Below are 26,542 nucleotides of genomic sequence, written 5' to 3'. Positions count from 1 at the left end.
TGCTTTGCCCGTAAATTCATCTATAAAAGGAACTAAAATACCTTCTAAAGATAATGTATTTGTTGAAGAATCGTAAATGGCTTTTGATGAAATTTCTGTTGGTGGTTGTTCATTTTCCTCTTCTTCAGCAGTATAAAGTTGTTGGACTTCTGATTCTGATAGAGCGCGGTTGTAAATGCGAACATCATCTATAAAACCAACCCAATTTTGTTGAGCATGAATAGCTCCAATTTGTGTTTCCATGCTCGTATCATATCGGATACATACTTTTTCAGAGGTAGTTATTTCTTGAATGATTTCATCATTAATTATAACGGTTAATTTTGAACCATTTTCCAACTCTTCTAATGTTACCGCTAGAAAATTCCAAACATTATTCTCAATCAGTGGATTTTTAGAATTTATGTTTAATTTTATTGCTTTTTTATTAAAAACATCTTCAAAACCAAAATTATGAAGTTTCTGTTTTTGAAATTGAAAAGATATTGGATCCAATCCGCCTCTAGTATCACCAATTGAGATTATCTGATGATAATTAGCATCAGAAGCTTGATGATGAAACCATGAAGTGATAGTTATATGACAATAGTTATCTAAGAACCGATCAGATGACAAGGAAACATATTGACTTCCGGAAAAATTTGCAGCTTGTCCAATTTTGCCAGCGGCATAATTAACATTACCATGAACCGTTCCATCATTCCCATTCCCCGATTCATCCTTAGCATCACCATTAAACGGGTAATAAGCCACCAATCCATCATTCAAATCAGCCAAAACATTGCCGCTTAATGCAGCAGATAAGATAATAGTATTAATAAGTGTATATTTTTTCAAGAAAGTTTCTCCTTTAAGAGTTAAATTGTGTGAATTCGTTTATTTCTTAATTAGTTGTACTAAATAGTAAGTACAACGGATTTTACGGCCATTAGGATAAATATAATGGCCATAATATGGTTTTCAATAGAAAAAACATTTTTTCTTTATACTTATATAGAATGCTTGCTGGAGAAAAAGGTCAGGCTGTTTTGATATTTTTTTTTGTTTTTATTGCTCGATTTATATTATTTATAATCTTGTGTGTCAGAATCAGGATTTTAATTTAACTTGTTTTTTGATAAATATATATATATTATAATAATATGGCTCATTATTTTTCTTTCATATTATGAATACTTGTGACAATAACAATTCAAATTTTTTAACAGTAGAACAAGCTCTACTTCGCATTGAGCGCGATTTACAAGCTATAAATGGTTTTGAGCAATTAGCTATACGTAGTGCTTTAAATCGAATTTTGGCTGAAGATGTACATTCTAAAATCGCTGTGCCTCCACATAATAATTCGGCTATGGATGGTTATGCTGTGCGTAGTGGTGATTTAGATACGAAAACCGATTTCACTGTAGTTGGCACTTCATGGGCTGGTAAGCCTTATAATGATAGTGTTAATGCTGGAGAATGTATCAGAATCTATACTGGTGCTGTAATTCCTAGCGATTGTGATTGTGTAATTATGCAGGAAGATGTTGAGCGTAATGCAGATATAATTCATATTGAAGTTGGGCATAAAGCTGGACAAAATATACGTTTAGCTGGTGAAGATATTCAAGTTGGTGATATAGTTTTAAAAGCTGGTAAATCTTTACTAGCTGCTGATATTGGTTTATTAGCTTCTTTAGGTATTCCAGAACTCAAAGTCAAACGCCGCTTACGAGTAGCATTTTTTTCTACTGGTGATGAATTATGTTCCTTGGGTGAAATACCACAAGCTGGGCAAATCTATGATAGTAATCGCTATACCATATATGCAATGTTGAGTAGTTTAGGTATAGAATTTCTTGATATGGGAGTCATACCAGATCAGCCTGAAGCTATTGAAGCAGCCTTTATAGAAGCCGCTAATGGCAATGACGCGATTATTACATCAGGTGGAGTATCAGTAGGCGATGCTGATTATGTAACTGATTGCTTACGCCGCGTAGGTAAAATAAATTTCTGGAAAATTGCGATGAAACCGGGTAAACCATTAGCTTTTGGTACGGTGAAAAATGCTGTATTTTTTGGCTTACCGGGCAATCCTGTTTCAGTAATGGCAACATTTTATCAATTTGTACAACCAGCATTACGCTTAATGATGGGGCAAACTAAGCAACCACCAATAAGATTCACCGTACCATCCCTAACAGCATTAAAAAAACATCCGGGGCGTGTGGACTTTCAACGCGGCATCTTAGAAACAAACGAACAAGGGCAATTAGTAGTAAAAAGCACAGGGCGACAAGGTTCTGGAATTTTAAGCTCTATGAGTCAGGCGAATTGTTTTATTGTGTTAGCAAAAGACAGTGGTAATATAGCGGCAGGTGAGGAGGTGTTGGTGGAACCGTTTGAAGGGTTAATTAGAGCCTAAGTTCAAACTTATAACTGGAGATTATATTGGAATTTAATCAACTAATCATAAAAAATTTTGGACCATTGAAAAATATCAGTATTGAAATAAAAGATATAATGATATTTATTGGACCACAAGCTAGCGGTAAAAGTACATTAGCAAAAATTTTATCTATTATTAGTGGGGAAACATTGCTTGGCAAAACTGAAACTGAGTTTCATCAAATTTTTAAAGACAAACATATTAATTTTTTTTCAGATGAAACATTAATTTCATACGGACAATCATATATTTATAAAAATTGTAAACTGAATAATAGCAGGATTAAAAATTCAGAATTAAAACCTTTATATATTCCCGCAGAAAGAATTCTCGTCTCCATGCTTTCAGAATCTATGATGGGTATGATGGCTAATAAAATTGCCATTCCTGATTTTATCTTACAATTTGGTTCATCCTTTGAAATTGCTAGAAAACAATTAGACTCTTTAAATATTGAACCATTAAATGTTACTTATCGCTTTGAAAATGGTATTGATAAAATTTACCTTCCTAATAATAAAGAATTGCCGCTTTCTCAAACTGCTAGCGGGCTTCAAGCAGCAATACCTCTTTACGTTATATTAAAATATTTTTCATCAAAACAAGCTCAAATATTTGCGATAGAAGAACCTGAGTTAAATTTATATCCTGAAACTCAGAAAAACATAGTTGAATATATCATTCAACAATGTACTTATAAAAACAATAAGTTAGTTATCACAACTCATAGTCCTTATATATTAACTGCACTAAATAATCTAATTCAAGCTCATAACGTAGTAAAAGCAAAACCTTTTTTAAAAGAAAAAGTTAATAAAATTGTATCATCAGATAAATGGTTAGATTTTGAAAGAGTAGCAGTTTATTCTATAGAAAATGGAAACGCACGAAATATGATGAATGAAGAACTTAAGGTAATTGATGCAACAATCATAGATGAGGTGTCAGAAAAATTAGGAGAAGAATTTGAACAACTTTTAGATCTAGAATATGATGAATAGCCCCTGTTGTGACAAGCTACAAAGTATATTTAATTATAAATTAAACTGTTTTGAAATATCTACAGCGGCTAGTGAAAATAAGAAACGATTTAGTATTGAAACCAAAAATAGATCTAACTATTGTCGAATAAAAGTAGATTCGTGCCTGATTTCGATATCACAAATAAAATGTGATTATGTTTTCGTCAAATGTGATACTGCATATTTTATGTTTGTTGAATTAAAAGGTACAAACTTAGAACATGCTTTTAAACAAATTTGCGAAACAATAGAATATTTTAAAAGTCATCAGATAAAAATGGAAAAAATTTATGGTTTTATTGTATCAACTAGTGTACCAAACGCCGCTAATCAAAAATTTATGAAATTAAAAAAGCAATTTAAAAAACAATACGCTGGTATATTAAAAAAAGGCACTAATCAGATTAAAATTAATGAAGCTTATTTCAAATAAAATTCTTTCATATTATGAATACTTGTGACAATTCAAATTGTTAATGCTGGAGAATGTATCAGAATCTATACTGGTGCTGTAATTCCTAGCGATTGTGATTGTGTAATTATGCAGGAAGATGTTGAGCGTAATGCAGATATAATTCATATTGAAGTTGGGCATAAAGCTGGACAAAATATACGTTTAGCTGGTGAAGATATTCAAGTTGGTGATGTAGTATTAAAAGCTGGTAAATCTTTACTAGCTGCTGATATTGGTTTATTAGCTTCTTTAGGTATTCCAGAACTTAAAGTTAAACGCCGCTTACGGGTAGCATTTTTTTCAACTGGTGATGAATTATGTTCCTTGGGTGAAATACCACAAGCTGGGCAAATCTATGATAGTAATCGCTATACCATATATGCAATGTTGAGTAGTTTAGGTATAGAATTTCTTGATATGGGAGTCATACCAGATCAGCCTGAAGCTATTGAAGCAGCCTTTATAGAAGCCGCTAATGGCAATGACGCGATTATTACATCAGGTGGAGTATCAGTAGGTGATGCCGATTATGTAACCGATTGCTTACGCCGCGTCGGTAAAATTAATTTCTGGAAAATTGCGATGAAACCGGGCAAACCTTTAGCTTTTGGTACGGTGAAAAATGCTGTATTTTTTGGCTTACCCGGCAACCCAGTATCAGTAATGGCAACATTTTACCAATTTGTACAACCAGCATTACGTCTAATGATGGGGCAAACTAAGCAAACACCAATAAGATTCACCGTACCATCCCTAACAGCATTCAAAAAACCTCCCGGGCGTGTAGATTTTCAACGCGGCATCATAGAAACAAACGAACAAGGGCAATTAGTAGTAAAAAGCACAGGGCGACAAGGTTCTGGAATTTTAAGCTCTATGAGTCAGGCGAATTGTTTTATTATCTTGCCGAAAGATAGTGGCAATGTAGCGGCAGGTGATGAAGTTTTGGTGGAACCGTTTGATGGGTTGATTTGAAGCATAGGAAAGATTTTAGCCCTGAAGGGGCGAAATAATTACCTTATATTATGTCGCCCCTTCAGGGCTTATTTTTGTTGATTATAAAGTCTATAAAAATAAAATAACCCTTACAAAATTACTTTATATGACTAAATGTACCTTTACAAAATTCCTTAATATGTATATATTAAGGGGTAAGTTTAAACATTATAAATAGTATGAAAAGATCTGAGCTAAGTTATCTGGAACAGTGGAAGGATAAAAATACACGAAAGCCCTTAGTAATTCGAGGAGCAAGACAAGTTGGTAAATCATATCTGGTTCGCCAGTTTGCCCAAATCTATGCCTTAGATATTTTAGAAATCAACTTTGAATTGAATGACGACTATATTGCCTGTTTTCAGTCAAAAGATCCAAAGCAGATTATTGTTTTGCTAGAACTTAAAGCCTCGCAGAAAATCATTCCCGGCAAAACACTGATTTTTTTAGATGAAATTCAGACTGCTCCACAAGTACTCGCTAGTTTACGTTATTTTTATGAAATCTTGCCCCAACTTCATATCATTGCCGCTGGCTCTTTACTAGATTTTATTCTGGAAGAGCATTCATTTTCAATGCCGGTTGGCAGAATTGAATACATGCACTTGGGACCATTAAAGTTCAAGGATTTTTTAAAAGCTATTGGAAAAGAACAACTTGGGGAATTTATTGAACAATATGATTCTAGTACGCCATTTTTTTGTGTGATTCATGATGAATTAATCAAAATGTTCAAACTTTATCTTGCCATTGGCGGTATGCCTGAAGCCATCCAAGTTTATAAAGATACCGGCTCACTACTAGAAGTTGACATGATAAAGCAATCAATATTATTAAGCTATCGCGATGATTTTAGTAAATATGGTCGCCGTTTTAAACATAGTATAATACAAAAAGTTTTTAAAAAATTACCTTTTCAGATCGGTCAAAAATTAAAATATGTCAATTTAGACTCAAATGAAAAAAGTTCTTATTTAAAAAATGCCTTGCATTTGCTTGAATTAGCGAAAATTTACTATCCAGTTTATCATACTGCCGCTAATGGTATTCCACTGAGAGCGCAAACCAATGAAAAGATACAAAAGCCTTTGTTTTTAGATGTAGGATTACTTACCAAAGCTTGTGGAGTCAACTATGCAGAGATTGAAGCAGCTGATGAAGTGACATTGATTAATTCAGGTTCAATGTGTGAACAATTTATTGGTCAACACCTGCTTTATGCCAAACCTTCTTATGAAGAACCTGAATTGTTTTATTGGTGCCGAGAAAAGAGACAATCATCAGCAGAAATTGACTATATATTGAATTATGGATCAAAAATAATACCGGTAGAAATCAAGGCAGGTAAGACAGGAACGCTTAAATCACTCCATGTTTTTATTCAAGAAAAACAACTTGATTATGGTGTTCGCTTTAATGCTGATATACCTTCTTACTGTGAAATTCCAATATCTTTGCCCAGAGCCTCTGGAAAATTCAGGCTACTTTCTCTGCCGTTGTATATGGTGGAAGAATTATCTAGGATGGTGAATAAATGAATTATTTTGTTCTTTTAGTGGTTTGCACATTTCAATCGTTGTTCTAAGTGTTATAATAATTGGTTAGAAACTGCATAATTTGAAAGGAATAAAAAAATGAACTCTAAAAATACTTCATCTAACACTCTCAAAGAATATCCCGTTTGGGATCGTAGTACTCGCTGGTTTCATTGGATTAATGTCTTGGCTGTTATTGGGCTTATCGGAGTGGGCTTAGTGATTTTATATGCCAAAACCCTTGGCGTTAGCACTGATGGTAAAATCTTGCTCAAGACAATTCATGTTTATATAGGTTATGTATTTTGTTTGAATCTAGCGTGGCGAATTATTTGGGCTTTTATTGGCAATAAATATGCTCGTTGGAAAGCTATTTTGCCCTGTGATAAAGGTTTTTTTACTGCACTACGTGAATACAAAGCTGGTTTTACTAGTGGTAATTTTCAATATTATAAAGGACATAATCCAGCCGCCAAAGTGATGATTACACTGCTATTTCTAGCATTGATGACACAAGCAATCACAGGATTAGTGTTGGCAGGAACCGATATTTATTATCCGCCTTTTGGTCAAACTATTAAGGAATGGGTTGTTGAGGATCCAAGCAAGATCGAGGTGTTAAAAGCTTATTCCAAGGAAAACATCAACAAGGAAAAATATGCAGAAATGCGAGACTTTCGTAAACCATTTATCACTATTCATCTTTACTGTTTTTATATTTTGTTGATTTTTATTGTTTTACATATTAGTGCTATTGTGATCACCGAAATAAGGGAACGGAGTGGTTTAATTAGTGCTATGTTCACGGGGCGGAAAGTTTTTCCTAATAAGCCCGTTGATGCTGAAAAGTAAAAAATTTATTTGCTGTATAAACCTGACAGGTTTTAAAAACCTGTCAGGTTTGTTTTAATTAATCTTAGGATCTAAATCGCCACTTGCATAGCGTTTAGACATATTATCTAAAGATATTGCTGTTATCTTAGATGCCATTCCTGCTGAACCAAATACTTCATAACGAGCTTTGCAGATTTCCATCATTCCTTTTGTTGCTTCTTTTAGGAATTTACGTGGATCAAATACTGATGGGTTTTCTTGTAAGAATCTACGAACTGAACCTGTTGATGCCATACGTAAATCTGTATCAATATTTACTTTACGTACACCATTTTTGATACCTTCAGCGATTTCTTCTACTGGTACACCATAGGTTTGACCCATATCACCACCATAGTTGTTGATTATTGCTAACCATTCTTGTGGTACTGATGAGGAACCGTGCATTACTAAGTGTGTATCAGGAATACGTGCATGAATTTCCTTCACACGTTCAATCGCTAAAATATCACCTGTTGGTGGGCGAGTGAATTTGTAAGCTCCGTGACTGGTACCAATAGCAATTGCTAAAGCATCAACCTTGGTTTTCTTTACAAAATCAGCAGCTTCTTCAGGATCAGTTAATAGTTGATCTTGTGAAAGTTTACCTTCAGCACCTGAACCATCTTCTTCGCCTGCCATACCTGTTTCTAATGAACCTAAACAACCTAATTCACCTTCAACAGATACACCACCAGCATGAGCCAATTTAGCCACTTCTTTAGTTACATCTACATTGTACTCATAACTAGAAGGTGTTTTCATGTCAGCCATTAATGAGCCATCCATCATGACTGAACTAAAGCCACTTTGGATAGAACGCAGACATATAGCTGGTTCTGAACCATGATCTTGGTGCATTACAACTGGAATATGTGGATACATTTCTATCGCAGCTGAAATCAAATGACGTAAGAATGGTTCGCCTGCATAACTACGTGCGCCAGCAGAGCCTTGCATAATTACAGGGCTGTTAGTAGCGTCAGCAGCTTGCATAATAGCATGAACTTGTTCCATGTTATTGACATTAAATGCTGGTAATCCATAAGAATTTTCCGCAGCGTGATCTAGCAATTGACGCATAGATATTAGCATAAATTTTTCCTTTTTTAGTTATTGATCCCCAACACAAACGATTTTCATTGAATTCGTTCCGCCGGAAATACCTTTTAAGTCACCTTTAGTAATTATTAATAAATCACCGTCACTAATTGCACCGCGCCGTTTTAACTCGTTTACAATGAATTGATTAATTTGTAAACTATCCACTTGATTTTCTTCATCGAATTCAATTGGATATACACCTCTATAAAGAGTTACTTTGGTGCGAGTACATTGATAGTGCGATAATGCAAAAATCGGTATGCCAGAATTGATGCGCGACATCCATAATGTGGTTGCGCCTGATTCTGTTAATGCTGCAATCGCTTTAATATTTAAATGGTTAGCGGTGTACATTGCAGCCATAGCCACTGCTTCGTCAATACGTCCAAATTGATGCTCAAGACGATGCCCAGATTTTCTGACTATAGCTTGTTTTTCAGCTTCAATACAAACCCTATCCATAGCTTTAATAGCTTTATCAGGATATTTACCTGCCGCTGTTTCGGCTGATAACATTACTGCATCAGTACCATCAAAAACTGCATTTGCGACATCTGAAACTTCAGCCCTAGTAGGAATCGCATTTTCAATCATCGATTCCATCATTTGGGTTGCTGTAATTACAATTGTATTTAAGTCGCGAGCTTTTTTAATTAATAGTTTTTGAGCCGGGGGTAAATTAGCATCACCAATTTCTACACCTAAATCACCCCGTGCTACCATTATAGCATCTGATGCTTTAATGATTTCTTCATGATTTGTTAATGCTTCAGCGCGTTCAATTTTAGCAATAATACCGGCTTTTCCACCAGCAGCTTGCAATAAAGTACGAGCTTCATGAATATCTTGAGCTGAACGAGGAAATGATATTGCAATATAATCAACTTGCATAGAAGCGGCAGTCGCAAGATCAGCGCGATCTTTATAAGTTAAAGCTTCTGCTGATAAACCACCACCTTGACGATTAATACCTTTATTATTGGATAATATTCCAGCAATAATCACTTTGCAAATGATTTTAGTACCAACAACTTTCTTAACTCTTAAGACTATCCGCCCATCATCTAATAATAAAGTATCATTAGCCAATACATCTTGAGGTAATTGTTTGTAAGTGATACCTACACATTCTTGATCTCCAGCATCACTTGGATGAGCTGCATCTAAGGTAAATGTATCACCTTCAGATAACTCAATTTTATCATCACGAAAACTTTCAGTACGAATTTTAGGACCTTGTAAATCTGCAATTACCCCAATGGTTCGTCCATTAGCTTTAGCACAATCACGTAATTTTTGTAAGCGTTTTTTATGAATATCAGCGGTTTGATGTGAAAAATTTAAACGTACTACATCAACACCAGCTTTGACGATCTTATCCAACATTTTAGGATCATCAGTTGATGGTCCCAATGTTGCGATAATCTTTGTTCTTCTTAGCATTACTGCCCACGCTCTTCAAGGATTGCCACTGCTGGCAATTTTTTACCTTCTAAAAATTCTAAGAATGCACCGCCGCCTGTTGATATATATGATATTTTGTCTTTAATACCGTATTTATCTACTGCTGCTAGTGTATCTCCACCACCTGCAATTGAAAAAGCACTACTTTCTGCAATAGCTTCTGCTAATGCTTTGGTTCCAGCTCCAAATTGATCGTATTCAAATACTCCAACTGGTCCATTCCATACTATTGTTCCAGCAGATTTTAGAATTTCTGCAAATTTGGCAGAAGTTTCTGGACCTACGTCAAAAATACTTTCATTATCAGCAACTTCATTCACTGCTTTTAATGTTGCTGGGGCATCTGCTTGTTCAAATGGGCTGGTAGTTCCAACTACTACATCTGTAGGAACTGGAATATCACCACCATTTGCTTGAGCAGCAGCACTTAATTTTTTAGCTTCATCAATTAAATCTTTTTCATACAAAGATTTACCAACATTATGACCAGCCGCTGCTACAAAAGTATTGGCGATACCACCACCAACAATTAATTGGTCAACTATTTTGGATAGGGAGTCTAAAACTGTGAGTTTGGTAGAAACTTTGGAACCACCAACAATAGCAACCATAGGACGAGCTGGGTTATCTAAAGCTTTACCTAAAGCGTCTAATTCTGCGGCTAATAATGGACCAGCACAGGCGACTGGTGCATATTTAGCAACACCATGTGTAGATGCTTGGGCGCGATGAGCAGTACCAAAAGCGTCCATTACATAGATGTCACATAGAGTTGCCATTTTTTTGGACAACTCATCATCATTTTTCTTTTCGCCTTTATTGAAACGTACATTTTCACATAATACGACTTCACCAGCGTTTAATTCTATTCCATCTAACCAATCTTTGACTAATTTAACAGGTTTGCCTAATAAAGATTCTAAATGTTCAGCTACTGGAGCCATTGAAGCGGTTGGATTAAACTCACCTTCTGTAGGACGACCTAAGTGAGACATTAGCATCACTTTAGCACCAGCGTCAATAGCATGTTTGATAGTCGGTAATGAGGCTTGAATACGTATATCACTAGCAACTTTACCATCTTTTAATGGTACATTTAAATCTTGACGAATAAGAACCCGTTTATTATTAAGATCTAAATCGGTCATTTTAAGAATAGACATATACAATCTTCCTATATATTGATTATTTAATTTTAGCTTCTTTATACTCTACATGTTTACGTACAACAGGGTCATACTTTTTAAATACTAACTTTTCTGTGGTACTACGCTTGTTTTTACTTGTAGTATAATAATGTCCGGTTCCGGCTGAGGAAACTAATTTTATCTTATCACGCATTGTATTTACTCCATTTCAAATCAGGTTAATTTTAACACAAAATTTGTTAGCTTAAGTATTTTTCATAGCCAATGTCTTCTAATTTCCGCGCTTTTTCTGTAACTATTTTTTCTAGTTGCGCTTTATATTTTTTGACATTTTGGCGTATTTTGGTGTTTTTGATGCCTATTATTTGTGCCGCTAAGATGCCAGCATTTTTGGCATTGTTGATTGCTACGGTTGCAACCGGAATGCCGGCTGGCATTTGTACTATTGATAGTAGGGAATCAAGTCCTTCTAAATGTGAGGCTTTTACTGGAACCCCTATTACTGGTAAGCTTGTTATTGAGGCTACCATTCCGGGTAAATGAGCAGCACCGCCTGCACCTGCAATAATTACATCTAATTTGGTTTCTGCTTGTTTGGCATAATCAAATAAGCGTTCTGGTGTGCGGTGAGCTGAGACTATCGTTAATTCATATTCAACTTCTAGTTGTTCTAGTATTATTGCCGCTTGTTTCATAATCGGCAAGTCTGAATCACTGCCCATTATAATTCCTACCCTAGTCATATTGTGTCTGTTCCTTTAATTTTAAGGATGTCTTTTATTTGTTCTAATTTGGTCATAGCTTGGTTAAGGCTATTATCCAATATAGTAATATGACCCATTTTTCTAAAGGGGTGGGTGCTTAATTTGTCATAAAAATGATATGACAAGCCGGGAATTTTTAGGGCGGTGGTTAATCCTTCAATTTGAGGGGTTCCTGTGTAACCTTCTTCACCTAGTAGGTTTAGCATTACTGCTGGTTTTAGTTGTTTGGTGGAGCCTAGTGGTAAGCCGCTAATAATACGTATTAGTTGTTCATATTGACTAGTAATACAGGCTTCTATTGTATAGTGCCCTGAATTATGTGGTCTTGGCGCGATTTCATTGACTAAAATGTCTCCAGATTTAGTTAGAAACATTTCTACTCCAAATACACCTATTCCGTCCAATGCTTCTACTGATTGTATGGCTATTTTACGGGCATGTTCGGCGGTTGTTTGATCAATTGCCGCTGGTGCAGCTACAATATCACAAATATTGGTTTTTTCATCAAATACCATTTCTACAACTGGGTAAGTTGCAATCTCGCCGTTGGCGGTTCTAGCTATGATTATGGCTAATTCTTTTTCAAAGTCAATACGCTCTTCTAGCATTGATGGGCTGGATAAAGCTTTATTTATATCATCAATACTATTTAATATGACTACACCTTTACCGTCATATCCTCCATAGCGGGCTTTTTGTACTATGGGAAATTTGGTTTGGGTTGTTATTTCAGCGGTTTCAAATTTCGGTACTGGAATATTATTATCTGCTAGCGTTTGTTTTTGTAAAAGTTTGTCTTGAATTAAAGCTAAGGTGTTTGGCGATGGATAAATAATATGACCTTGTTGATGTAGTTGTTTTAGTATTTCTACATCTATGTGTTCAATATCATATGTTAATACATCACTAACTTTTGCTAATTGCTCTAATTTAGCGGCATCATATAAATCGCCGACAATGTGTGCATCGGCAATTTGTGCGGCTGGGCATTCTGGAGTGGGATCTAATATTGTAATAAAAAATCCCATTTGTTTGGCGGCTTGTATTGACATTCTCGCCAATTGCCCGCCGCCAATTATGCCAATCCGTTTTTTAATCATATTTCACAAGTTGGAGAAACTGTTTCTGCTGGTGCTAGTAAGGCATCCACTTTGGCAGCGCATATGAAATCGTTTTCTGATAATCCATTGATAGCATGAGTAGTATAAGTAATTAAACAGTGATTATAACCAACTTCCATGTCTGGATGATGATCTTCTAAGTGTGTCATCCATGCTACGCCGTTGACAAATGCCATTGTTTCGTAGTAATTATTAAATTTGAAATCATGGCTGATTTGTTTGCCATCAGCGGTGAGTTGCCAATCTGTTAAGCCTTTTAATAAGTCTTGAGATTGTTCTAATGTAAGAGGATCAACTCCTCCTTCACAAGGTTTACAACGTTTGCTTGTTAATTCACTCATGAGGTTTATCTTCTTTTGGTGGTACGAAATTAGAATCGTTAGGATTTAGGAATATAAAGCTAAATTGATCTTTTTCAATCTCAACAAAATCCATAACTGCACCTTCTAATAATTCTTTATAGGCAGATTTGAATATAATATCGACATCTTCAGTATGGATGTGTACATCATCATTTTGGATTTTATCAAATCCCATTTTATTATATTCAATAGTGCCATCAGCATTACGTAATGGCGCAAGACGTAAGGCGGAGCCTTTCATGTCAGCTTGTTCAGCGGCTTGTAATATTTGAGCGGCTGCTTGTTTGGTTACTTGGAATATTGGCATTTTTTTTAGTATATTTATATATGATAATTTGATTGTTATTTTTTGGGTTTAATTTTTTATTTCAAGTTTAGGTGTGTATATGTATCGTTATATGGTTATCATATTGTTTTTGTTATTCACTACTAGTTGTAATGATAATTCTAGTGAGTCGCCATCGTTTGCAGCTATTTTTAATCCTCCACTAAAAAAAGCTATGTTTGAAAAGACTGTTGATTTTCAAAATCATTTTAGGAAATATTTAGATGAGTCTTTAGCTAAATTCAATCAAGCTGGAAGAAATGGTGATAAACCTTATCAGGCTGGTGTTGTATCTCTTACCGATTATGATGCTGATAAAGAAATACTTTCTTTTGAAATTAAGTGGCAAGCTAAATGGGTTAAGCAATTTTTTAGTGATTTTCCTTATGAGACACAAAAATGGATTAATATTGCACCTTTAGAAGCAGAAACTTTATGGAAAGCTGGTAAACAAAAGCCTTTTTTTATTCAGGTAAATAGGTTAGATGATCATTCTATTATTGGTAATGCAATAATTATAAGAGATAAAAAAGTATGGGAATTTGGTTGGTTGAAGCCAGAAATGGTTAGAATTCCAGCCGGTTCATTTAAAATGGGAGATAATAAAGTATCAATGAAAAGTTTTTATATGGGTAAATATGAAATCACTTTTGCTGAATATGATCAGTTTGCTGAATCTACTGGTAGAAATAAACCTGATGATAAAGGTTGGGGGCGTGGTAATCGTCCAGTAATGAATGTTTATTGGCATGATGCTACAGCTTATGCAGAATGGTTAAGTCAACTAACAGGAGGAAATTATCGTTTGCCAACGGAGGCTGAATGGGAATATGCGGCTAGAGCAGGTACGGATACTGAGTATTGGTGGGGTAATGAAATTGGTAGCAATAATGCTAACTGTTATGGTTGTGGTAGTCAATGGGATAGTAAACAAACTGCTCCAGTAGGTTCTTTTTCTGCTAATCCATTTGGTTTACATGACACTGCTGGTAACGTATCCGAATGGACCTGTTCTGAATATGACAGCCAATATAATGGTAAAGAAAAACAATGTGCTACAAGTGCAGATAGTTTGTCCCTTCGCGGCGGCTCGTGGTACAACAGCGCGTGGTTCGTGCGCTCGGCTTACCGCAACGGGTACAAGCCGACGGGCCGCGACGGCAGCGTGGGCTTCCGGGTATCCAGGCTATAACCATTTAAACTTTATCTTTTTACCCTTTTCATTATTTTAATAATGGGGGGATGCAAGGGGGGGTGTAGGGAGTTTATGCAAAGTCATATTTATCATCCCCCCTTGCTTTTTTTTGGAGTTATTTTGACAAAGCTACGCTTTGAACTCCAATTTGTCGATATATATTCGTTGTTGTTACTATTCGTTGTACTCAATATTTAAGGCTGTTAAGTTGCCCCTGAAAGGGGCTTACATACTAGCCTAGGGCAACGCCCTAGGATTTATTTAGAATTTTAGCCCTGAAAGGGCGATACATAATACGTGAATATTGAAAATCTCTTAAAATTATCCAAAAATACCATATTTATGATAATAATTGCTTATATATCGCCCTTTCAGGGGCAGCTGATAAAATATTGGCATTTGGTTATTTTTTGGGTTGAAAAATGTTTTTCAAGTTACCAGCAAAAAAATGTGGTAATAATTTTATTATTGAATTATTAATTGAAATTTCTGCAATTTTATTAAAGTTCAGTATATATCCAATATTTGAAGGATAATTTTCTAAAAAATATATAATAAAATCAATTTATGAACCATTTTTGTTTCTGTAGTATTTTACATCTTTATCTACTAATTCTCTAAAAACAAAATTTTCTAAAATCGCTGCTTTATCGACTTTATTTTCTAATGAGTTAAAGTTTTTTAAATGCTTGCCGCCATCTGTGACATATTGAAATTCATCAATAAAAATTCTATCGTATGGTTCAATATAGAGTTTGATAAAACTTTTTATATCTTCTTGAAATAAAATTTTAGTTTCAATATCATCAAAAGTTAAAAAAAGAGCATTTTCAGAATTGTGATATATATGCTTTAAAATTGTAGTCTTTCCAACTTGCCTTGAACCAAAGATAGCAATAATTTCAGGAGAATCTATATATTTATTAATCTTTTTTTCTATTTCTCTTTGATAATACATTTTAACTACGCTATTTTGAATATATTTAGTATTATAGCATAGTTAAAACATATCAGAGACTACATATTTCTCAACAAATCAACTAAAACGGCTCCATCAGCCGGTTGTAAAAAATGTGTTCCGACGCTGGTTATTGTGGTTGCTAATCCATGTAGTGCAGGCACATCATTTAAATCTTGACTATATGGTGCTACCCATTTATCGCCTTTTACTCTGACAATTGAAGCATAAAATGCTTGGGGATGTGGTTGGCGGTTTAGCCAGAATATTAATGAACTAGGATGTTCTCTGCTTAAATCTCGATATAAATCTTTGGAACGATTAATAGTATTTAATCCCAAAAAAGGAGCTACCCAAGCAAGTGGGCTATTACTGATTTTATAACCTAATTCAGCTTTATCAGTTCCTAAGTGAGGGCTACTAATAGTAATTAATCCTTGAATTGCTATGCCACTTCTTACCATTACCAAACGTGCCACTATTCCACCAGCAGAATGTCCTATTAAAACTAATGAATTTTGTGGATGCTTAGCTTTTATATCACGTAAATAACCATCTAAATATTGTGCTTGTACTACTAATGGTGCTTCTGAAGGTAAATTAACAGTATATGTATCATAGCCTTGCAAAGCAGCTACAATTCCATGATTGTACCAAGAACTAGCATCGCCTAAATATCCATGAACAAGCACTACAGTTTTTCCGGCATAACTGGATGCACTCAAGAATGAAATAAATAAAAAAGTGATTATGCGTAATGACATTTTTTTTGCCTCTGATAGTTAATTAGTATTTTTTAAAACCGAGTTCTTACAATATAGGTAAAATCTTTATTTTCATCAAATAAATAATCAAATCCACTGGTTAAAATAATTTCTATATTATTATCAATCAATAAATATCTATCGTGATAATCATGATAGGTATTTTTACTATCTTGTTGAATTTTCCAATCCTTACATTCTTTTTTTAAGCTACTGATTTGTACTTGAGATAATTGTTTAGCTTTATAAATTATATTCAGTTTCTTTTGAGGTAAAATGTGAGATATTTTTTGAATAACTTTATCATTCATATGTTTATCATATATAAAAATATATTTAGCATTTCTACATAAGGCTTTTATATGTTTAATAGTTTTATCACGGCTTTCATTTTTATTATAGGTAGCGGTAAAATTTCTTTCTATTTTATCAGCATTAATATTTATATAAGGATAATCATTTCTTTCGGTGTTTAAAATAAGTTTATATTTAGTTTGTTCACAAAGTTCTTCTAATGTTTGATTTATATAACCTTTTCGTAATAATTTTTTGCTGACAGAATTATCCACCTCTATGGCAATTCTTTTTAATTGGGCAATATTGGTTAAATGCCTAGAATAATACTTTAAAAGATTGGTTATTATCTGTGGATCAACATGTTTGGCATTTTTAAAGTCATAATACGCTTTTAACAGTTCATCGCTTAAAACAATCGTATATTCCATTATTTTATCCCATTTCCAACAGTTCCGTTAAATTGGTTCCGAAAAAACTGGACGGAAAATTGTCATTAGCTTCTTTATTTTCCCGAATGAAATGCCCAGTGCCATCAACTTCTATTTTTTCAAAAGGTGTATTTGAATCTTCTTTATAGTAAATGACAACATCAGCATTATTAATGTGATTTTTATAGATCTCATATCTAATTCTATCAATTAAATTTTCACAATGGGTTTCTAAAACAACTTGAATGCCATTATTTGCAATAAAAGCAAAAAATTCACCAAGTTTGGCTTGAGCTTTGGGATGTAAATGAATTTCTGGGTTTTCTAGTAATAAAATATTACCTTTTTTAGCTAATAAACAGACAATCAAAATTTTAACCACATAGCTAGTTCCAGCACCTAAACCATCAGGTGAGATTGCTTGAAGTTTATTGAACTTATAACTAACTTTGACATGACTAGCGGCAACTCTTTCTGTACTAAGCTCTACTTCTGCATCTAAAATATAGCTTAACCAATAATCAATATTACTCTGTAATGTATCTGAATTTGCACTTTTGATTAAATATTTTTCAATAACATTAGTTTTATTTTGTTCATAATAACTAAAAATAAATTCACCATTTTTACCAATTTTATTTTCGCTACTATATAAAGCAAGTTCCTCGGGTCCTAATCTATTAGCACTTAGATAAAAAATATCTTGTTCATTCGTAAAATTCAGTAAACTACCTTGTTTATTTGTACCATCAATATTTTTAGTTAAACTAGTATCATCTATTTCAATTGAAAATTCTTTTGCATTTAAATATTTATTTCTATTATTAGTAAAATCAAGCAGATTTTCTGACAAGAATTTTTTCTCACCAAAATAATGAGAGATTAATAAAATACTTTGAATCACAGAAGATTTACCCGCAGAATTTACACCTGTTAGGATGGTTAAATTCTTAAAAGTAAAAGATTCATCACCAATACATTTGAATCGTTTAATTTTTAAGTGATTTATCATGATAATAATTTTTCTCTGAGTTCTTTAATTTTATTAAAACGGTAGGCAACATTAGTTGAACTGTCTATTCTGCTCAAGAAAGTTCCGCTTTGTTCAAATTCTGATTTTAGATGTTCAACTTCTTTTTTTACCAAATCTTTATCAAGATTTCCAATATCTTTATTGCTAAATAAATATGCGATTATTTCAAATAATGCCATAGTAATTCGTTTAGTAGCTTTACCCTCTTTGGTTCCGAATCTAAACCCATTTTCACCAATAATTTTATAACTATTAAGCATTGCAGTTTTAAATATATGTTCTATTTTTTCAATTATGTCGTCATTTGATTTATTTAAAAATTCCATAGCCTTAGCTAGAAAATCATCAATATCACTTTTATATTCAATATTGTCTAGCCAATTTTCATATAACATATAAAAAGACAAAAACCTTAAAACGAAATGTTTATCTTTCATTCTTTCGTCCTTTATGCCATTATTGGTAGCCTGTTTAAAACAATCAAATTTGACTAATCGGTCTAATAATTTTGTTGCTTTACCTTGATATAAAGCATTTCTCATTTCTTGAGGTTTTAATTGAGTGCCACCACGATTCACTCGATCAAAAATCTCAAACTTGACATTTTCAGGTGTAGGTGGTTGAATTACATAAATAAACAATTGATAATCTTCAATCATCGCCTGATGAACCAGTTCTAAATCTTTAAAGCCTTTGCCATTTTGCTCTTTTAAAATCTTTAGATTGTTTAATTTAAATCCACCATCAATAAAACTAAAAAATGTAGTTAATCTTTGACGACCATCCACAACTTGTCTTTTACCATCCTTGTCTTCAAAGAAATACATTATTGGAATAGGAATACCCATTAAAACGGATTCAATTAATTCACTTTTTTGCTTAGGTTTCCATACATCTTTTCTCTGAAAATTAGGTGCTATAATGATCTTTTGACGTTTATCATATTGTCTTTTTAAATCATAAATACTAAATTGTTCTTTAGATATTTTAACTCTAGCGTCGGGATAAATATCATCTAAATCTTCTTCATCTTCCTGCATACCTTTAGTTTACCACTAGTTTCCACCGCTTAAAAGGCGGTGGTTTCAATTTTTATAATTAATTAGTATTATCTAATATAGTTTCTCTTGAGGCAATTAACAAGGATTGTCCAACAAATACTGATTTATTTTCCAGACTATTCAGTTGTTTTAGTTGAGTCACTGTAATTTTATAGCGTTGAGCTATTGTCCATAAACTTTCGCCTTTTTTCACTTTATGTTTTACTATTGTTGGTAGTTTTACAGTCTGTGGTGGTGTAGGAGGTTCTGATATTAGTAATTGTTGACCAACACGTACTGTTTTTCCTTGTAATTTATTCCATTGCTGGATTTTTGTCGTCTTGACATTGTAGCGTCTTGCAATTCTCCATAAAGTTTCACCATTTTTTACCTTATGCGTTAGAATAATTTGCTTTTTTTCTTCTTCTACTATTGGAACAGTTTCATTGATTGGTGCTACTGCTGCTAAGATTGGTTTTTCTACTACCAATGGTTCTATTATTGGAGCTGATAGAATCAATTCTTGCCCTGCTTTGATTGATTTATTTCCCAACTTATTCCACTGTTTCAGTTCCGCCACTTTAATATTATAGCGTCTTGCAATATTCCATAAGGTTTGACCACTTTCAACTTTATGTTTCACAGCTGGCTTTGTTTCTGGTTTAACTGGTTCAGGAGGAGCTGATACAACTAATTTTTGCCCTACTTTCACTGATTTAGATTCTAAATCATTCCATTTAGTCAGTTCAGAAATTGTAGTTGCATATTTTTTAGCGATTTTCCATAAACTTTCACCAGCACCTACCTTATGAGGATCAATAGCAGCCACTTGTGTTTCTTTCGGTTGCGGAGGTTCTAAAATATTAATCGATAATAAAATCTCAGGTGGCGTTTGAGCTATACGTCTCTTAAATCTACTAACTCTATTTACTGGTAATGTTAAATAGTGTCTGCCTTTTGGAGCTGTAGCTTCTCGTATATAGTTACCATTTAAAGTTTTCATTTGTTTTAATGATAAACCAGAAAATTGTGCAGCAAAAGTCATATCAATTTGACGATCTACTTTAACCCTTGTTAAATATGGTTCATTCTTAATCGAAGGTATTTGAACCTTAAATTCTTTTGGATTACCTACTATTCTGGATAAAGCTAGGAGTTTAGGTATATAATTAGTTGTTTCTTTTGGTAATTCTAAGGACCAAAAATCTGTTGGTAATTGTTGTTCTAAATTTTTATTAATAGCTTTTTTCAAATTACCCGGACCATAATTATATGCCGCTAATGTTAATAACCAATCGCCACCAAATAGTCTATTAAGATTTTTCAAGAATCCCAAAGCAGCGCGTGTCGATTTAAATATATGATAACGTTCATCATACCATTCATCTTGTTGCAAGTTATAATCGCTAGCTGTCATAGGAATCATTTGCCATAAACCAGCTGCATTTGCTCTTGAAAGAGCTAATGGTCTAAATGAACTTTCAATGGCAGGCAACAAGACTAGTTCCATTGGCATTTTGCGTTTTTCAATTTGTTTGACTATATCATAAAGATAAGGTTGTGAACGACTTAACAGTCTTTTTAAGTATCTTGAATATTTTACACGGCGATCAATATGAGCTTGTATCTTAGAATTGGAGAAAACTGGTAATTTGTAACCTTTACGTATTCTATCCCATAAATCATTTTTACCAGAAAAATATGGTTTATATGGTTCAGATAAAGTAACTTCTGGAAGTTGTTCTTCAACTACAGTTTGAGTGCTTGTAGTCACAACTGTTGATTTAATGACAGGTTTTACAGGTTCTTGTACCCTAGTTGAATTATCCAGAGTATAAGTATATGAAAATACTCCATTATCATTTTTGGAAACTACAAAAATAACTGGTTTTACAAATGCTGAAGAATCAGCATGTTTACTTTCATTGCAAGCCAAAAGACTTAGGCTAATTAATAATATATATATATGTTTAATATTCATAATTTTCTTATCGCAAAGCTTGCGCCAATCCTTCGCCCATGTTTAGATTTTGTTGTGGTTTTAGTTCTGATAACCATGCAACATGTTGAGCATCATGCAATATAATTACGGTAGATCCCATATTAAAACGTCCCATTTCCGCTCCTTTTTCTAACACCGGTTCTGAATAGTTCCAACGTTTAATGCTAGATAAACGGCTAGGTGCGACTGTACCTGCCCAAACAGTATCTATGCTACCGACGAAAAGTGCGCCTACTAAAATCATGGCCATTGGTCCTAATTCGGTTTCAAATAAACAAATAACGCGCTCATTACGTGCAAATAAATTAGGTACTGCTCGACTAGTGCGTTGATTGACGCTAAATAAACGTCCGGGTACATATACCATATCTTTTAAGCGTCCTGTTATAGGCATATGGATTCTGTGGTAATCTTTAGGGGCTAGATACAAAGTAGTAAATAAACCCTGTTTAAACAAATTCACCATATCAGTTTGCCCAGCTAGCAAGTCATCTAGCTGAAAATAGCGTCCCTTTGCTTGTATTAAACTGCCATTATTAATTTTACCAATTTGACTTATTTGTGCATCAACAGGACTAATAATATCAGTTGCCGCTAATGGGCGGGCAGTTGCTTTTAGACTACGAGTAAAAAATTGATTAAAACTATTGTAATCACTGATATTAGGTGACTCAGCAATATTCATATTTACCTTATATAAGTTAATAAAACGTTTTATTAGCCAATGAGTAAAACCTCCTAATTTTAAACGGGTAAATTTTAAAACCAGTCGTGAGAGTATGTGTTGCGGGATAATATATTGTAGTAAAATCATTTATTGCAAAAATGTTGATAAATTCATGCATGATTTTATCATATCTCCGTTGATTTTTGTGTGAATCTTAATCAATTCCAACCACTCGCCAGATTTCATCTAAGCTAGTTATACCTGCAAGCAAACGACGTTTTGCTTCTTGTGCTAAAGTTATAAAACCATTGTCTTGAGCATATTGTTTTATTTTATATGTGGCTGCTTTATTGGCAATCATTTTTTGTAATTGGTTGTCAATATATAAAAATTCCATTAATGCAATACGACCTTTATAGCCATATTGAAAACATTGTTCGCAACCAACTGCTGAGTATAAAGTAATATCTTGGGTTTTGGATAGTTTTAATAGTTTACGTTCTTCATCATTGGGAGAGTAAGCCTGTTTGCAATTTGGACAAAGTTTACGCACTAAACGTTGATAAACAACTCCTACCATATTTTCGGCAATTACATCAGCTACAACGCCAAGATCTAATAAACGTGGAATCGCGCTAATCGCAGAGTTTGTATGTAAGGTTGAATAGACTTTATGCCCAGTCATAGATGCCCAAAATGCCATTTCAGCTGTGGCTTTATCACGAATTTCTCCAAGTAGAATAATATCTGGATCTTGACGTAATATTGATCTTAGTCCATTTTCAAAGTCAAGTTTCACCGCTTCATTGATAGCAGTTTGTCGTACTATGCCTAAAATATATTCTACTGGATCTTCCAGTGTCATAATGCTAACTTGTTCAGTATTTAAATATTGAAGTAGAGAATATAAACTGGTGGTTTTACCACTGCCTGTTGGTCCGGTGATTAATATTATCCCTTGTGGATTAAACACCATGCGTTTTAAAATTATTAAGCTCGGTTCTAATAAATCTAATTGTTCAATTGTTATAACTGCTTTCTTATGATCTAATATGCGTAATACAATATTTTCACCATTAATAGTGGGATGTACTGAGACTCTGAAATCAACTGCTTTTCCAGATAAGTTTAAGGAAAATCTTCCATCTTGTGGTATGCGCGTGTTGGCTATATTTAATTTTGCTATAACTTTGATACGTACTACTATGGCTGACCAATATTTCTTATGCAAACTACGAATTTGTTGCAATACTCCATCAATACGATAACGTATTCGTAAAAAGCCTTGTTCGGGTTCAAGATGAATGTCTGAGGCTCCATGTTTAACAGCGTTAGCAAGTAAAGCATCTACTAAACGTATTAAGGGTTGCTGATAATCGTTATTTTGAAATTCTAAGATACCTGTTTCAATTTCATGCAGAATTCCATCTATGGATAATTCAAAACCATAGCAATAATCAATCGCAGAAATAATATCGGTTTGACTAGCTAAAACCGGTTCAATTTTGATGGAATTATCTAATAAATTATTTAATTTATCAATTATAAATATGTTAAAAATATCAGCTATTGCAACTGATAATGTATTATTATCTGGATTAAAATTAAGAGGTAAAATTTTATTATTAATGGCAAACTGTTTAGGAATTAATTTAATAGCTTCATTATCGGCTACTACATTAGAGAGATCTTGACAGGATAATCCTAAAGTTTGACCAATAATATTTTGTATCACTGTTTCAGATACAAAACCTAATTTAATTAAAATTGATTCTAATTTATCGGACTTTTTTTTCTGTTCAATTAAAGCGATTTGTAATTGATCTTTGCTAATAATTTGTTGTTCTACCAGAGTGTCTATAATATTTTTATATTTCATACCAGCCTTTTGTAGCTGTTGTTTACAAAAAAATCCGTTTATTCGGATTTTTTTTAATCAACCAATTAATATTTATTAAATTTGGTAGTTCAAGATGGTTGTAGTTTATCTAAATTGTTGTAAAGCCTCACTTCCTATCCTTATTTTTCAGTAATTCAATTATCTATTTCAAGTCACTTACCTGTTGTTTTAAATAATCAATTTATTTTTTTGCGGTTTTTAATTCCTGTTTGCGCAGAAGAATTGACATGCCAATTGGAATTGTCACCTTGCGTGTTATGAGTTCCTGTTAAGTGAAATATCTTTTTTTCATCCAAACAAAACAACTGTGACAATTCTATTTCCATTATTTTAGCAATTTGCTGAAGTCGAGAAATATTAACATCAGTCTCACCTCGCTCTATCTTCGCGTATGAATAAGTCGAAACTCCCACAATTCTGCCATTGTTTCTTGGGTTAAATTCCTTAGTTTGCGAATTGTTTTAAGATTTTTAGGTAATTCCATAAATAGATACTATCAGTCAAGCAATTAACAACTTTTAGTTGTAGATTTACTTAAAAAATAAAAATAAAAGCATGATTTTCAATAAGTTTAATTTTAATTTATATTAAAATGCAATTAACAACTTTTAGTTGCTGTTTTAATTTAGGAATAAATATTATTATATGGACACTAGTAGTAAGTGTAACACATTTAGCAATGTTTTATACAATACATTATTTATTATATAAATAATAAATATAAATATATGGATTAGATTAGCCTTATCTTTATAAGAAGTATATGGCATGTTAGTGATTTGAATTAAATAATTCACAGTTAAACAAATGGAAATAGAAGCATGTATCTAACAGTATCAACCGGAACAACTTTCGTTACCAGAACACAGACTGCGCTCATGGGCAGAGTGGAAAAGTCAATCTATGGCAATTTTCCGGTGCAAAATATTTGTGTTTCTCAGGAACCCTTGCAAGATGGTTCAGTAGCGATCAAACCAGTTCTGGAATGTCTAAACGAAGTCGCTCCTGATAAAACTACAATCTTCATAGCTTTTACCTTTATCGACGGTGGTGACGCTGCGGGTCTTGAACATTATTTAAAAGCGCGAGCACCTGCGTTAGCTAAGCACGGAGGTAAAGTGTTATTGAGCGCGACGAATGAACGAGGGATAGACTGGGATTTTGATGGGGTATAAATCATACAATTTCCGCGACCAGATAGTGTTGCTGAACTTATGCAAGACACTGACTATACTGAAAACGTGAGCGACACTGCGGCCATATTCGACAAAGACTTTGCTATGGTTAGTTTACTTTTGAGGTGATGGATATTATGAACACTGTACCAGGTCCGCATGGCGACAGATTGCTTGGCAATCTTAGAGCGTTTAGAAACAGACCTTTGCAACTTTTACTCCAATGTCGGTGTGAGTATGGTGATGTGGTGAAGCTTCGGTTGGGGCCGTTTAGTGTGTATTTGGTATTTAATCCGCAAGATATTGTCCGCGTATTTGATGACAAATCTTTTGGTCGCAGCGATTTTTCCGCATTGTTTGAGCCGCTGGCTGGTGGCAGCATGATCATTGCCGACGGTGAGCAGTGGTTGCGCCAACGGCATAGGGTGGCACCTGCCTTTAACAAGAATCGTCTAGCTATGCTAGCACCACAGATACACAAAAACGCTGTGGAGATAGTTGAACAATGGGAAACAGAGCAACAAGCAGGACATTTGATAGATGTCCAAGAAGCTATGGTTGGCTATGCCATGAAAGTTATCACCCACTTCCTTTTTGGTAGTGGACTGGATAACAAAATGTTGGTAGCGGTTGCTAAGGCTTGGTCTATGAGTCTTAAAAGCATGAATTATCGCATGTCCGAAGCACTTCCACTACCTCTTTGGGTGCCAACGCGGAATAACCGCCACCTGCGCTCTGCTGCAAACGAAATTAGCAAGATCATACTTGACATCATTGCACAGCAGCGTAAAACACCTGATGATAGTGGATCTTTTCTGTCCACATTGCTTCATAATCGTGATCAGGACAGCGAACTTAAGGATCAGGAAATTCTTCATGAAATAATGGGAATATTTTTGGCAGGATTTGACACCGTTGCCATCGCAATGGTATGGACACTTTATTATCTAGCTCGCTATCCTGATATACAGACACAGGTTCGGCAGGAAATGTTGACTACTTTAAAAGAAACAAAAGAGGGACACTTAGGATTTGCTAACCTACCATATTTCGATAATGTATTCTCAGAGGCAATTCGTTTACGCCCACCACTTTGGTTAGTGGATCGCAAATCTTCTACAGAAACTGAATTAGGTGGTTATCATATCCCCCCGAACTCAAACATTATCCTGAGTCCCTATGTTACTCACCGTGACTCTCGCTTTTGGGATAATCCTGCGGTATTTAATCCTGCACGTTTTGAACACACTGAGGAGCGAGAAAAATACGCTTATTTTCCTTTTGGTGGTGGTCATATGAGATGTATTGGTATTGGTTTAACTAAGCTTGAGGCACAGATAATAATCGGTGAAATTCTGAAGCGTTATCGCATAGAACTGTCCGCATTGCATCCCGTTGAGATTGATTGCCTTTTTGTGCTACGGTCAAAAGAGGGTCTATGGATGCGGTTAACACATTTAAATTATTAAGGTTATCTAAAC

Annotated in this window: 27 protein-coding genes; 9 read left to right on the top strand and 18 right to left on the bottom strand. The window is 34.1% G+C overall.

Annotated elements, in window-relative coordinates:
• The coding region (locus tag BHU68_RS05975; protein ID WP_141700069.1) for a LamG-like jellyroll fold domain-containing protein at positions 1–837 on the bottom strand (837 nt) is incomplete at its 3' end.
• A 331-nt stretch (positions 838–1,168) separates the two neighbouring features.
• Between BHU68_RS05975 and moeA (BHU68_RS05970) the strand changes: the two genes are divergently transcribed.
• The 6 genes from moeA (BHU68_RS05970) to BHU68_RS05945 all read left to right on the top strand — a co-directional run bounded on the left by moeA (BHU68_RS05970) (position 1,169) and on the right by BHU68_RS05945 (position 7,293).
• Positions 1,169–2,410, top strand: coding sequence for a molybdopterin molybdotransferase MoeA (gene moeA / locus BHU68_RS05970; RefSeq protein WP_069470666.1), 1,242 nt, complete (start codon positions 1,169–1,171; stop codon positions 2,408–2,410).
• A gap of 26 nt (positions 2,411–2,436) precedes the next feature.
• Positions 2,437–3,435, top strand: coding sequence for an AAA family ATPase (locus BHU68_RS05965; protein ID WP_069470665.1), 999 nt, complete (start codon positions 2,437–2,439; stop codon positions 3,433–3,435).
• 208 nt (positions 3,436–3,643) lie between these two features.
• Complete coding sequence (locus BHU68_RS16875) at positions 3,644–3,889, top strand: hypothetical protein (protein ID WP_141699473.1); 246 nt, start codon at positions 3,644–3,646, stop codon at positions 3,887–3,889.
• Between the two features lie 24 nt (positions 3,890–3,913).
• Positions 3,914–4,885, top strand: a complete 972-nt coding sequence (gene moeA / locus BHU68_RS05955) for a molybdopterin molybdotransferase MoeA (protein WP_069470663.1) — start codon at positions 3,914–3,916, stop codon at positions 4,883–4,885.
• Positions 4,886–5,085: 200 nt separating this feature from the next.
• Positions 5,086–6,444 (top strand): ATP-binding protein, encoded by a 1,359-nt coding sequence (locus BHU68_RS05950; RefSeq protein WP_069470662.1) that lies wholly within the window; start codon positions 5,086–5,088, stop codon positions 6,442–6,444.
• Positions 6,445–6,540: 96 nt separating this feature from the next.
• Positions 6,541–7,293 (top strand): cytochrome b/b6 domain-containing protein, encoded by a 753-nt coding sequence (locus BHU68_RS05945; RefSeq protein WP_069470661.1) that lies wholly within the window; start codon positions 6,541–6,543, stop codon positions 7,291–7,293.
• A 54-nt stretch (positions 7,294–7,347) separates the two neighbouring features.
• On the opposite strand, the gene fba is transcribed toward BHU68_RS05945, so the two are convergent.
• Genes fba through BHU68_RS05905 form a run of 8 tightly spaced genes read right to left on the bottom strand, consistent with a single transcriptional unit; the run spans position 7,348 to position 13,584 of the window.
• A complete protein-coding gene (gene fba / locus BHU68_RS05940; protein ID WP_069470660.1) occupies positions 7,348–8,409 on the bottom strand; it encodes a class II fructose-bisphosphate aldolase in 1,062 nt (353 codons plus the stop codon).
• Between the two features lie 18 nt (positions 8,410–8,427).
• A complete protein-coding gene (pyk, locus tag BHU68_RS05935) occupies positions 8,428–9,861 on the bottom strand; it encodes a pyruvate kinase (RefSeq protein ID WP_069470659.1) in 1,434 nt (477 codons plus the stop codon).
• Complete coding sequence (locus BHU68_RS05930) at positions 9,861–11,045, bottom strand: phosphoglycerate kinase (protein ID WP_069470658.1); 1,185 nt, start codon at positions 11,043–11,045, stop codon at positions 9,861–9,863. Before BHU68_RS05930 ends, pyk begins: the two co-directional genes overlap by 1 nt.
• A 22-nt stretch (positions 11,046–11,067) precedes the next feature.
• On the bottom strand, positions 11,068–11,223 hold the full coding sequence (gene rpmG / locus BHU68_RS05925) for a 50S ribosomal protein L33 (RefSeq protein WP_069470657.1): 156 nt from the start codon (positions 11,221–11,223) through the stop codon (positions 11,068–11,070).
• A 46-nt stretch (positions 11,224–11,269) separates the two neighbouring features.
• On the bottom strand, positions 11,270–11,773 hold the full coding sequence (purE, locus tag BHU68_RS05920) for a 5-(carboxyamino)imidazole ribonucleotide mutase (protein ID WP_069470656.1): 504 nt from the start codon (positions 11,771–11,773) through the stop codon (positions 11,270–11,272).
• Positions 11,770–12,894, bottom strand: coding sequence for a 5-(carboxyamino)imidazole ribonucleotide synthase (locus BHU68_RS05915; protein ID WP_069470655.1), 1,125 nt, complete (start codon positions 12,892–12,894; stop codon positions 11,770–11,772). Before BHU68_RS05915 ends, purE begins: the two co-directional genes overlap by 4 nt.
• Entirely contained in the window at positions 12,891–13,256 is a 366-nt protein-coding gene (locus BHU68_RS05910) for a 4a-hydroxytetrahydrobiopterin dehydratase (protein WP_069470654.1), read from the bottom strand. Before BHU68_RS05910 ends, BHU68_RS05915 begins: the two co-directional genes overlap by 4 nt.
• Positions 13,249–13,584, bottom strand: a complete 336-nt coding sequence (locus BHU68_RS05905; protein ID WP_083234182.1) for a hypothetical protein — start codon at positions 13,582–13,584, stop codon at positions 13,249–13,251. Before BHU68_RS05905 ends, BHU68_RS05910 begins: the two co-directional genes overlap by 8 nt.
• A 79-nt stretch (positions 13,585–13,663) precedes the next feature.
• Here BHU68_RS05905 and BHU68_RS16305 point away from each other — a divergent pair, with 79 nt between their 5' ends.
• The gene (locus BHU68_RS16305; protein WP_083234181.1) at positions 13,664–14,794 is read left to right on the top strand and encodes a formylglycine-generating enzyme family protein; all 1,131 of its coding nucleotides are present in this window, start codon (positions 13,664–13,666) and stop codon (positions 14,792–14,794) included.
• A 568-nt stretch (positions 14,795–15,362) separates the two neighbouring features.
• Here the strand turns inward: BHU68_RS16305 and BHU68_RS05895 are convergent.
• The 9 genes from BHU68_RS05895 to BHU68_RS17180 all read right to left on the bottom strand — a co-directional run bounded on the left by BHU68_RS05895 (position 15,363) and on the right by BHU68_RS17180 (position 24,299).
• Positions 15,363–15,755: an AAA family ATPase gene (locus tag BHU68_RS05895; protein WP_069470653.1), complete on the bottom strand. Its 393-nt coding sequence runs from the start codon at positions 15,753–15,755 to the stop codon at positions 15,363–15,365.
• Between the two features lie 59 nt (positions 15,756–15,814).
• Entirely contained in the window at positions 15,815–16,519 is a 705-nt protein-coding gene (locus tag BHU68_RS05890) for an esterase/lipase family protein (RefSeq protein ID WP_069470652.1), read from the bottom strand.
• A 32-nt stretch (positions 16,520–16,551) separates the two neighbouring features.
• Positions 16,552–17,244, bottom strand: coding sequence for a hypothetical protein (locus tag BHU68_RS05885; protein WP_083234180.1), 693 nt, complete (start codon positions 17,242–17,244; stop codon positions 16,552–16,554).
• A 4-nt stretch (positions 17,245–17,248) separates the two neighbouring features.
• Positions 17,249–18,256, bottom strand: coding sequence for an AAA family ATPase (locus BHU68_RS05880; RefSeq protein ID WP_069470650.1), 1,008 nt, complete (start codon positions 18,254–18,256; stop codon positions 17,249–17,251).
• Positions 18,253–19,317, bottom strand: coding sequence for a DUF262 domain-containing protein (locus BHU68_RS05875; RefSeq protein ID WP_069470649.1), 1,065 nt, complete (start codon positions 19,315–19,317; stop codon positions 18,253–18,255). Before BHU68_RS05875 ends, BHU68_RS05880 begins: the two co-directional genes overlap by 4 nt.
• Positions 19,318–19,375: 58 nt before the next feature.
• Positions 19,376–21,298 (bottom strand): LysM peptidoglycan-binding domain-containing protein, encoded by a 1,923-nt coding sequence (locus tag BHU68_RS05870; protein ID WP_069470648.1) that lies wholly within the window; start codon positions 21,296–21,298, stop codon positions 19,376–19,378.
• Between the two features lie 7 nt (positions 21,299–21,305).
• Positions 21,306–22,133, bottom strand: coding sequence for an archaetidylserine decarboxylase (gene asd, locus BHU68_RS05865; protein ID WP_069470647.1), 828 nt, complete (start codon positions 22,131–22,133; stop codon positions 21,306–21,308).
• Positions 22,134–22,200: 67 nt separating this feature from the next.
• Positions 22,201–23,865: a GspE/PulE family protein gene (locus BHU68_RS05860; protein WP_069470646.1), complete on the bottom strand. Its 1,665-nt coding sequence runs from the start codon at positions 23,863–23,865 to the stop codon at positions 22,201–22,203.
• Positions 23,866–24,062: 197 nt separating this feature from the next.
• Positions 24,063–24,299: a helix-turn-helix domain-containing protein gene (locus BHU68_RS17180; protein ID WP_069470645.1), complete on the bottom strand. Its 237-nt coding sequence runs from the start codon at positions 24,297–24,299 to the stop codon at positions 24,063–24,065.
• Between the two features lie 408 nt (positions 24,300–24,707).
• On the opposite strand from BHU68_RS17180, the gene BHU68_RS05850 reads away from it, so the two are divergent.
• Together BHU68_RS05850 and BHU68_RS05845 are read left to right on the top strand one after the other, a co-directional pair.
• The gene (locus tag BHU68_RS05850) at positions 24,708–25,061 is read left to right on the top strand and encodes a hypothetical protein (protein WP_069470644.1); all 354 of its coding nucleotides are present in this window, start codon (positions 24,708–24,710) and stop codon (positions 25,059–25,061) included.
• Positions 25,062–25,198: 137 nt separating this feature from the next.
• A complete protein-coding gene (locus tag BHU68_RS05845; protein WP_069470643.1) occupies positions 25,199–26,530 on the top strand; it encodes a cytochrome P450 in 1,332 nt (443 codons plus the stop codon).
• Positions 26,531–26,542: the final 12 nt, after the last annotated feature.

Source organism: Candidatus Marithrix sp. Canyon 246, from assembly GCF_001723685.1.
Taxonomy (GTDB): domain Bacteria; phylum Pseudomonadota; class Gammaproteobacteria; order Beggiatoales; family Beggiatoaceae; genus Marithrix.
This window is presented reverse-complemented; position numbering and strand designations above follow the sequence as displayed.